General features: G+C 65.8%; 10 protein-coding genes and 1 pseudogene. 7 read left to right on the top strand and 4 right to left on the bottom strand.

Annotated elements, in window-relative coordinates:
* Nucleotides 1-177: 177 nt before the first annotated feature.
* A pseudogene (locus HR086_RS42360) lies at nt 178-744 on the top strand (formate dehydrogenase); the annotation flags it as partial.
* Here the strand turns inward: HR086_RS42360 and xerC are convergent.
* The 4 genes from xerC to HR086_RS42340 all read right to left on the bottom strand — a co-directional run bounded on the left by xerC (nt 701) and on the right by HR086_RS42340 (nt 4,233).
* Nucleotides 701-2,041, bottom strand: a complete 1,341-nt coding sequence (xerC, locus tag HR086_RS42355; protein ID WP_174468465.1) for a tyrosine recombinase XerC — start codon at nt 2,039-2,041, stop codon at nt 701-703. The pseudogene HR086_RS42360 and the gene xerC sit on opposite strands and share 44 nt — an antisense overlap.
* The gene (locus HR086_RS42350) at nt 2,041-2,304 is read right to left on the bottom strand and encodes a helix-turn-helix domain-containing protein (RefSeq protein WP_174468464.1); all 264 of its coding nucleotides are present in this window, start codon (nt 2,302-2,304) and stop codon (nt 2,041-2,043) included. The genes xerC and HR086_RS42350 overlap by 1 nt, the downstream gene beginning before the upstream one ends.
* Before the next feature lie 578 nt (nt 2,305-2,882).
* Nucleotides 2,883-3,659 (bottom strand): hypothetical protein, encoded by a 777-nt coding sequence (locus HR086_RS42345; RefSeq protein WP_174468463.1) that lies wholly within the window; start codon nt 3,657-3,659, stop codon nt 2,883-2,885.
* Between the two features lie 235 nt (nt 3,660-3,894).
* Entirely contained in the window at nt 3,895-4,233 is a 339-nt protein-coding gene (locus HR086_RS42340; RefSeq protein WP_174468462.1) for a hypothetical protein, read from the bottom strand.
* Between the two features lie 294 nt (nt 4,234-4,527).
* Here HR086_RS42340 and HR086_RS42335 point away from each other — a divergent pair, with 294 nt between their 5' ends.
* The 6 genes from HR086_RS42335 to HR086_RS42310 all read left to right on the top strand — a co-directional run bounded on the left by HR086_RS42335 (nt 4,528) and on the right by HR086_RS42310 (nt 7,661).
* Complete coding sequence (locus HR086_RS42335) at nt 4,528-4,947, top strand: hypothetical protein (protein ID WP_174468461.1); 420 nt, start codon at nt 4,528-4,530, stop codon at nt 4,945-4,947.
* A 93-nt stretch (nt 4,948-5,040) separates the two neighbouring features.
* Nucleotides 5,041-5,601 (top strand): hypothetical protein, encoded by a 561-nt coding sequence (locus HR086_RS42330; RefSeq protein WP_174468460.1) that lies wholly within the window; start codon nt 5,041-5,043, stop codon nt 5,599-5,601.
* A 38-nt stretch (nt 5,602-5,639) separates the two neighbouring features.
* Nucleotides 5,640-5,837: a hypothetical protein gene (locus HR086_RS42325; protein ID WP_174468459.1), complete on the top strand. Its 198-nt coding sequence runs from the start codon at nt 5,640-5,642 to the stop codon at nt 5,835-5,837.
* Nucleotides 5,834-6,211, top strand: a complete 378-nt coding sequence (locus HR086_RS42320) for a hypothetical protein (RefSeq protein ID WP_174468458.1) — start codon at nt 5,834-5,836, stop codon at nt 6,209-6,211. The genes HR086_RS42325 and HR086_RS42320 overlap by 4 nt, the downstream gene beginning before the upstream one ends.
* Before the next feature lie 30 nt (nt 6,212-6,241).
* On the top strand, nt 6,242-6,445 hold the full coding sequence (locus HR086_RS42315) for a hypothetical protein (RefSeq protein ID WP_174468457.1): 204 nt from the start codon (nt 6,242-6,244) through the stop codon (nt 6,443-6,445).
* A gap of 13 nt (nt 6,446-6,458) precedes the next feature.
* The gene (locus HR086_RS42310; protein WP_174468456.1) at nt 6,459-7,661 is read left to right on the top strand and encodes an ERF family protein; all 1,203 of its coding nucleotides are present in this window, start codon (nt 6,459-6,461) and stop codon (nt 7,659-7,661) included.
* Nucleotides 7,662-7,912 lie beyond the last annotated feature (251 nt).

Genomic DNA, 7,912 nt, shown 5'->3' with positions numbered 1-7,912 from the left:
CCAGGGTGAGGCCCCGTGCCCCACCCATCCACCACGCGACATCCCGCGACGGGAATCGTCCGGAGCCCGACGACGCCCTCTCACGAACTCCCCGCGAGGCGCTGCGTCGGGCAGCCTCGACCTCCACCATCCTCGGCAAGTCGCGCCACCTCGCGGCCCCGACTCGGGAGGTCCATTGTGGGAGTCCTCGACCTGCTGTTGCGCTGGCCCGTGCTCCGGCAGCTCGCGCGCAAGGACCTCACCGCGCTGGGCGAGACGGCGATGTCCGAGCGCGGCCGGCGGTTGGAGGCGCGCACGGCCCGCGCCGACCGCGTCGTCAAATCCATCTGTCCCTACTGTGCCGTCGGCTGCGGCCAGGACGTGTACGTCAAGGACGAGCGCATCATCGACATCGAAGGGGACACCGACTCGCCCGTGTCACGCGGGCGGCTGTGCCCCAAGGGCTCCGCGACGTTCCAGCTCGTCACCGGCACCCACCGTGTCCAGCACGTCCTCTACCGTCGCCCCGGCGGCACCGCGTGGGAGCGCATCCCACTGGAGCGCGCCATGGACATGGTGGCCGAGCGTGTGAAGCACACGCGCGACGCGACGTGGGAGTCCACCGACGTCAACGGGCTGAGCGTCCAGCGCACGCTGGGCATCGCGCACCTGGGTGGCGCGACGCTCGACAACGAGGAGAACTACCTCATCAAGAAGCTCTTCACCTCGCTCGGCATCGTCCAGGTGGAGAACCAGGCCCGCATATGACATTCGTCCACGGTAGATTTTCCATGTCTCCAAGCACCTGTTTTGCTTCGGGTTTTCTGACGGGTGGCACGGGCGTAGCAGCCGCGTAGCTAATTACAGAGGCTCCCGCCGGACGACGCGGCGGAAAAGGGATGCGGAGCTTGGCAACCTCGGCGCAGAGCGTCGCCCACGGCATCGTCGTGTACGTGGCCATGATGCCGCCAGGCGGACCATGGGTGACCCACTGGAGGATGTCGGCGCGCGCCCCATCGGCCTGGGCCAGCGAGATGAACGTGCGACGCGTATCGTGAATGCGGCGACGTCGCAGTCCGAGATTCTCCAGGTCGACCTTGAGGTTCTCCAACGCCCTGGCATGGCTCACGTTCCCCTTCCACCGACTGACCACGATGAGGTCATCAGGTTCAGGAGAGCGCTTCATTCGCTTCGCCCAGCCCTTCGCCTTCCAGTCGGCCAGAATCGCCGCGAGCACCGGGTGGACAGGCATCTCGCGAGGGCGTCCGGACTTCACGTCCTTCGTGCGCTTGAGCGCCTTGCTGAAGCTGTACGCGACAGTCAGCGACCCGAGCGGCTTCAGTGTTGGGTCATATGCCTTCCACTTCAGCGCTGACACCTCGCCGATGCGGAAGTCTCCCAGGAACAGGAGCGCATACAGCACCCGTCGGTCCTCCGGAATGGCCTCGTTGTAGAGGATCTGGAGGACCTCTTCACGCTCGAAGACTGCCCCCTTTCGCCAGAACGGGTCCTTGTCGATGATGGGCGGGAGCACCTTGCTCTGCCTCGTAATCGTGCAGGGCGTCGCGGCGATGAGTTCGTCCTCGAGCGCCGTGCTGAACATCGATTTCACCACCGAGTAGATGACGCGGATTGTTCGTGGCGCGAGGCCTGAATTGGCACGCAGGCTCCGAAACAGGTCGCGGATGTGCCGGTAGCGCACGGCTCCCAGCGGCATGTCTCCGATGGCTGGCAGCACGTGTTGCATGCGTCCACGCTCGTTCTGAACGACGATGTGTCCCTGTGCCTCGCGGTCCTTGAAAAACCGCTCGGCGTAGTCGCGCACCAGGACGTTCCCATCAATGGCGACGAGCCCCTTCTCGCGGACCGCCGCGACTTTTCGCTCCACCGATACGAGGAGCTTCTTGGCTTCCTTCTCGTCCGTTGTGCCGGAGGACTTAAGTCTGCGCTTGCCCTCCTCGTTGTAGAAGGCGAGCCACCAGAAGGGAGAGTCACCTCGCTGGTAGACGGACCCCTTGCGCGCTGCCGCCTTCCGCTTCGCGTGCGCCTTCGTCTCGGACATCAGCCGGCCCTCCCGAGAAGCTGGTTGGCGCGGGCCTCTAGCTCCGTCTCGGAGAGCGCCGCAGGTTCCTGCTTGAGCACCTCCATCAGCTCCGTGCGGCTCACCAGGACCTTCCGCCCATGCTTCATCCGCTTGAGGTGGCCGGACCGGAACCACTCCTGGATGGTCCGTTCGCCACCACGAATGAGCGCGGCGGCCTCCGCAATGGTGAGGAGGTCGCCATTGGTGAGAGCGGCAAGCTCCTCCCGGACGACCTTCCTCATGACTGCTTCAAATTCTGCTGCGTTCATCTCGACCCCCGCTCGGACTATCACTGAACAAATATTAGGTATGGACTCTGCCACGCTACCCTGTGGGTTGCCAGAGTGCCCGAGGAGACACCGACCGAGAGATTCGGCGGGGCTCGCATGCGGCAGTAGCAACGACTGCGCCAGTTCAGGCTAGAGGCGTCTCGCCCCAGTGAGACATGGGGGTTGCCGGGCTTGAGACAAGATGGCGCACGCGCGCAGATGTGCGCAGCAATGAGGTGAGCAAGCGAAGTGCAGACAGTGGACGCGCCATCCAGCTCAACGGAGCCACAGCGAGCAACTGAGCCGAAGACTCACCGCGCGCTAACTCGACGCTGAGGGGGCGAACTGCGAGGCGACTACCCATGACGCCCTCCGAAGAAGATGGCCCCGCCAGGGCTTCCAGGCACCTAGCGGGGCGCATCCCGGCCGCACGCATTACACGTGCGACAACAGTCGTGGGCTGTAATCGCTGCTGGAAGTCAGCGATGGGTGCGCAGATGAAACCTAACTATTACCGCTATCACTGGATAGCGGGAGAAATCAAGTCTACGTTACCGGGCCGGGCCAGCAACGTGAGGGATGCTCTTGGGTGGCGTCTGTCCTGGAGCCGCAACCGGGATCCAGCACTTGTCGTCGTACAGATAAGACTCAGGACAAGGCGGGTCGTCGTTGAACTCGCGCCAGCACCCACCCTCGATGAACTTCTTCTTGGAACCAACACACGCCTTGGGCGTGCGAATCTGCCAACTCCATGGCTTTGGCATCGGAGCTAGGAGAGCTTCCGGCTGGAAGAAGACCACCAGCGGAGGGTCCTCGATGGGTTCTGGAGCTGCGAGGGCAGTCTCCGCAACGCTCGTCGTCCAGGTCGAATCTACGCCTCCCCCCGCCACGACCTCTCCATGATTCCCGAGGGCAACGACGGCCCGCTCGTCGCCAGAGATCACGTGCGACGTGGCAAACGCGAAGACGCCAGCTCCGGCGACTGCGACACTGGCAACTGCTACCGCAGCAGCGCCAAGCCGAACGAACCTTGCGCGTGAACGCGAGTGTTGGAGCTTGCGCTTCCCTACACCGGCGAGGTGATCCTTGACCTCGGCGCGCGTATCCACGCGTGCCAGTCCGCTCGCGATCCTCCTCAGCCCGAGCGCCACATCCTCCACGTTGCCAGGGGATTCCTTCATCACCATCGTGATGTGCGGAGGGGAGTCACCACACACCACCTCGACATGAAACGGCTGGAGAGCCCCCCATTGATCCTTCTCGCGCCCGGGGGTCACTGACACGGTGGGAGTGCCAGTCTCCTTCTCCTGTCCTTCGTAGACCGACATGTCGGAGCCTCGATGTAGTCTCCGACTAACGTGGTACGGACCCAGCGGGCCGCCATCCCAAGCCGGAGCGGGAATTGCGCGCAACTCTCCGCCTGCGCGCCCCGACTCCGACGTACCACCTTCCCCGCTATTCACACCTGGTCGCATGTCCAGATCGTTCCTCGTTCGGCTGCTCTATAGCCGAGAAGCCTGACCTGCTGGCACATCCTGCTTCTCCTGCCCCTCCTGGCGGTCATTAGCCCTTACTCCCCTTCTTAGGGGCGGATGGCCCGCTCTCTTTGAGGTTTGATCCCAGAGAGGGACCCGCCAGCTCCGCAAGGACAACTCCAATCGAGACGCCGCGGACTTTCGACTGCTTCTCGGCCTCATACCAAGCCTCCCGCCCCAACTTCTCGGCGGCATCCCGCACGATCCGGACAGCCTGCTGAAGCGTCTCTCTCTTCGGGACGCCGTCCTCCTTCATCGCGTTGAGGAAGTCGTCCACGTCAGCATCAGGGACGAAGTTGAGGAGCTTGCGCTTCTCCCCTTCCGGGGAGGTCTCCTCCCGCCTCTTCGGGGGATTGGTCGGAATCATCCGCTCTGCACTCCTCTGATGGGCAACATCTGTAGCTCTTAGACCCACGTTACCCCTCCTTTGCGAGCCTTGCTGTCGCTTTCCGCAGCAGTACGCCCCTCGACTCCATCTACATTCAATCTTTATGATCATCAATTCAATCTTGACCAATAAAGACTGAAGCTTTACTGTTCGACTCGTTGGTTCGGCGGACAGGGCGGCGGGCCCCCATTGCGTGGGGAAAGGGCGAGCGGGAATCGGGAGGCAGAGCCCTCCCGGGACGTCGCAGCGGACAGCATCGAAAGGGGGCATCAGATGAACGCGGAGACGATGAAGCCAGAAGCGGAGCGGAATTCCCCTCCCCCGGCCGTGGAGCCTCAGGAGGCCCTGCGGCAGTTGGTGGCATCCATGGAGCACTTCGGGACGCCGGAGTCCTGGCCCGACGGATTCTACGAGCAGGCGCAGCTGGCGCTGCTTCATGAGGACGAAGAGGCGGCAGCGAAGGCGGAAGAGGAAGACGAGTCGTACAACAAGGCCGCCCGCGAGTGCGCGCGCGAGATGTACGGGAGCGACGACGTCGACTTCGACACGACTCCGGAGGTGTCCGTCGGTGACGACGGCGCATACGTGAGCGCCTGGGTCTTCGTCCCGCACGCCTCTCTCCCGATGCGGACGGTGGAAGACGCCGACGATGAGGCCAGCCCGCCGCCCGAGGGCGGCTACGACGCCAGCTAGCGGCCCTACCCACTGACGTACCCCGCGCCTGCGAGGGCGCGCCTGCCGGGAGCGCATCCCGGCATTCCACTCACCACCGTGCAGGAGGGCGTCATGCCGACGCTGCTGGCGGAGCTTTGCCGTGTTGTCGAGGACAGGGAGGACCCCGGGCCGTGGGCGCGGCGCGCGGTATCGGAGGCGGCGGATGCGCTCAAGAGCGCGGCCCGGTTCAAGACGTGGCAGGCCGAGCGGGTCATCTTCGTGTCCGCGCTCCTGGGAGCGGTCTGGGCCCAGCACCACGAGACGCTGGGCACGCCCTCTTCTCCGGCCAGCGGCCTTCTCACCACGCTGGGTGCCTCGCCCGAGTTCGCCGCGCTGGCGACGGTGGTGGTGCTCGGGTTGGCACTGATTCGCGTGGTCGACGGCGCCGAGTTGGACAGCATCGGCACCCGCGAGCGCGAGCGGGCCGAGGCGGAGGGACGCGAGCCTGTGAAGATTGAGTGCTCGCCGCGCGCCACGCAGCTCCGCGCCCGTGGCCCCTGGATGGACCTCGCGCTGCTGGCCTTCGCCTTCGGCTGGGTGGGTGCCGTCGGCTTCGCCTGGCGCCTGAGCTACCCCCTGTGGCGCCGCTGGTGGCGGAAGCGGTACCCGCTGACGTGCAAGGTGTCGCGATGATGGCCCACGACCGAAGTGTCATCCGCCGCTGGATGCTGATGAACGTCTACGAGCACCGTGACGCCTCCGGCGAGGTGAACCTCACGGCACTGGTGGAGGCGTGGGACCACGACCAGGACAGTAGAGAGGCCACGCTCGATGAGCACCACCCTGCGTGGGACGTCGCAGTGGAGGTGGCGGAGAAATTCGACGCCGCCGAGGACGACGAAGAGGACGAGGCTGGAGGAAGTCCATGAGCTGCGCCGCCGGAGAACTCAAAGACCTCTGCGCCCGGCTCCGCGCGCTTGAGGCGTGGTGGCGCGCTGCCGAGGTGGACACCATTCGCGCGTGCATGGACGAAGCCGACGTGTTGCCGGAGCGGCAGTCCGCGGTACAGGAGGAGCTGCGCCTCGCGGAGGACAAGCTCGCGCTTCTCAAGCCGGACGAGACGCGAGCCACGCAGGACCGGTGGCGCGAACTGCAGCGCACCGTGACGGCGTCCAGGAAGTCTCTCGGAGACTTGGCGACGGCGTCGAACGCGCTCTATGCCGCGCTCGGCATCGAGCTGTGGTGGGCGCGCACCGCGCACTGGAAGAACGGCGTCGCACGCATCAACGCCGAGCAGGACTGAACGTCAGACTCAGCAAGTAGTCTGACGTGATTGAACCTATCAAGTCGTCATCTCTGTCACGCCTTCGCGGAGCACCCGGACAGGACCTGGGTTCTCTGCGAGCGCGAGGACATGCACGAAGGCCCGCATCGCTGGCGGGACCTCGAATGGACAGACGCGGTGGACGACGTCACCGCTGAAGAGCGCGAACTGATTCGCCGCGCCGAGCAGGACGCGGGCGAGAGCTACAAATGAGAGGGCATGAGCAATGACTGAATCAAGCACGAGCACGTCGCAGCCCGGAAAGCCGAGTCTCATCCGGAAGCTGGCCGAGGTGATGGGGACGGTGGGGCACGTGCCGAAGTCGGGCCGCAACACTTTCCACAACTATGACTACGCGACCGAGGCAGACATCGTCGCGGCCGTGCGCAAGGGGCTGTCCGACAGGTCGCTCATGCTCATCCCCAGCGTGGAGAAGACGGAGTGGTCCGTCGTTGAACGCGCGAAGGGCGGGAAGGACCGGCTCTGCACACTGACGGTCCGCTACACGCTCCACGACGGCGACTCGGGAGAGACCTTGGCGTTTGACGTCGTTGGAGAGGGCCAGGACGCCGGGGACAAGGCCACGTACAAGGCGATCACCGGCGCGACGAAGTACGCCCTCTTGAAGCTGTTCCTCATCCCCACGGGCGACGACCCTGAGCAGGACGAGGGACACGGCCAGCGTGGCGGGCCGCAGCGGCAACGAGGTGGCCAGCAGGACCAGGGACAGCAGCAGGCACGGCCACAGAGCGGGCAGCAGCGAGGCGGAAGCCAGGGACAGCAGGCCCATGGCCAACAGCAGGGACAGCAGCGACAGGGGAGTCAGCAGGGACAGCCGGCGCGGCCGCAGGTCGGGCAGCGCCCCCAGCAGGACGCCTCGCCAGAGCAAGGCGAGCGCCGCGCGCCCTCACCCGCCCCGCGCGACGCGCGACCCACCCAGGCTCGTGAGCCCGTCGACGCGCGCACGGCTGCCGCGCTGGACGACCCGCACAGCCCGGCGGCGGCCTCCTTCGAGTTCGAGGACTGCATCGGCTTCGGCACCCACAAGAACGTGAAGCGCGCCGACGCCACGGTGGAGCAGTTGAGCGACTCGTTGGTGGAGGGCTCCTTCACCCTCAAGAATCAACCGGACCTCTTCAACGCGCGGGCCCTGCGCCGGGCCATGGAGGCGTGCGAGGACGAGCTGACGCTCCGCACGAAGACGCCTCCCCTTCCCCCGCTCGTCGCGTTCGGACCGCACAAGGGAAAGGCCATGACGACGCTGTCGGTCAGCGAGCTGACGGCGTCCATCAACCTCGCCCAGGCGAACCTCACCAAGAGCCCGAAAGCAGAGTGGGTGGCGGACGTCCGCGCCAACATGGAAGCGCTGCTCGCCGAGCTGGGCCGAAGGCCGAAGGACAGCCAGCTCCCGCCGGGCCAGGGCGGCTGACGTTTCGGTGCGTGGGCGCCGGCACTTCGTCGGGGTGGGGCTGCGGCCCCAGCACCACCGCCCACGCACCAGCCACCTAATGGGAGGTGGCACCCCGTGCCCATCCGGGCGGGGCCTTTTCGTGAAGACGAGCGTGAACCAGTACGCAGCCCCTCACCGGACTCGCCCTGGGCCGATCAGCTCGCTCGTCTTCACACCCCGTCCGGCATTGGGCCGGGCGGCCTTTCACGGCGCGAGAGCAGCGCGCCAGC

Source organism: Myxococcus sp. CA039A (genome assembly GCF_013336645.1).
GTDB lineage: Bacteria > Myxococcota > Myxococcia > Myxococcales > Myxococcaceae > Myxococcus > Myxococcus llanfairpwllgwyngyllgogerychwyrndrobwllllantysiliogogogochensis.
The sequence above is the reverse complement of the archived record's forward strand: the minus strand, read 5'-3'. Positions and strand labels throughout refer to the sequence as shown.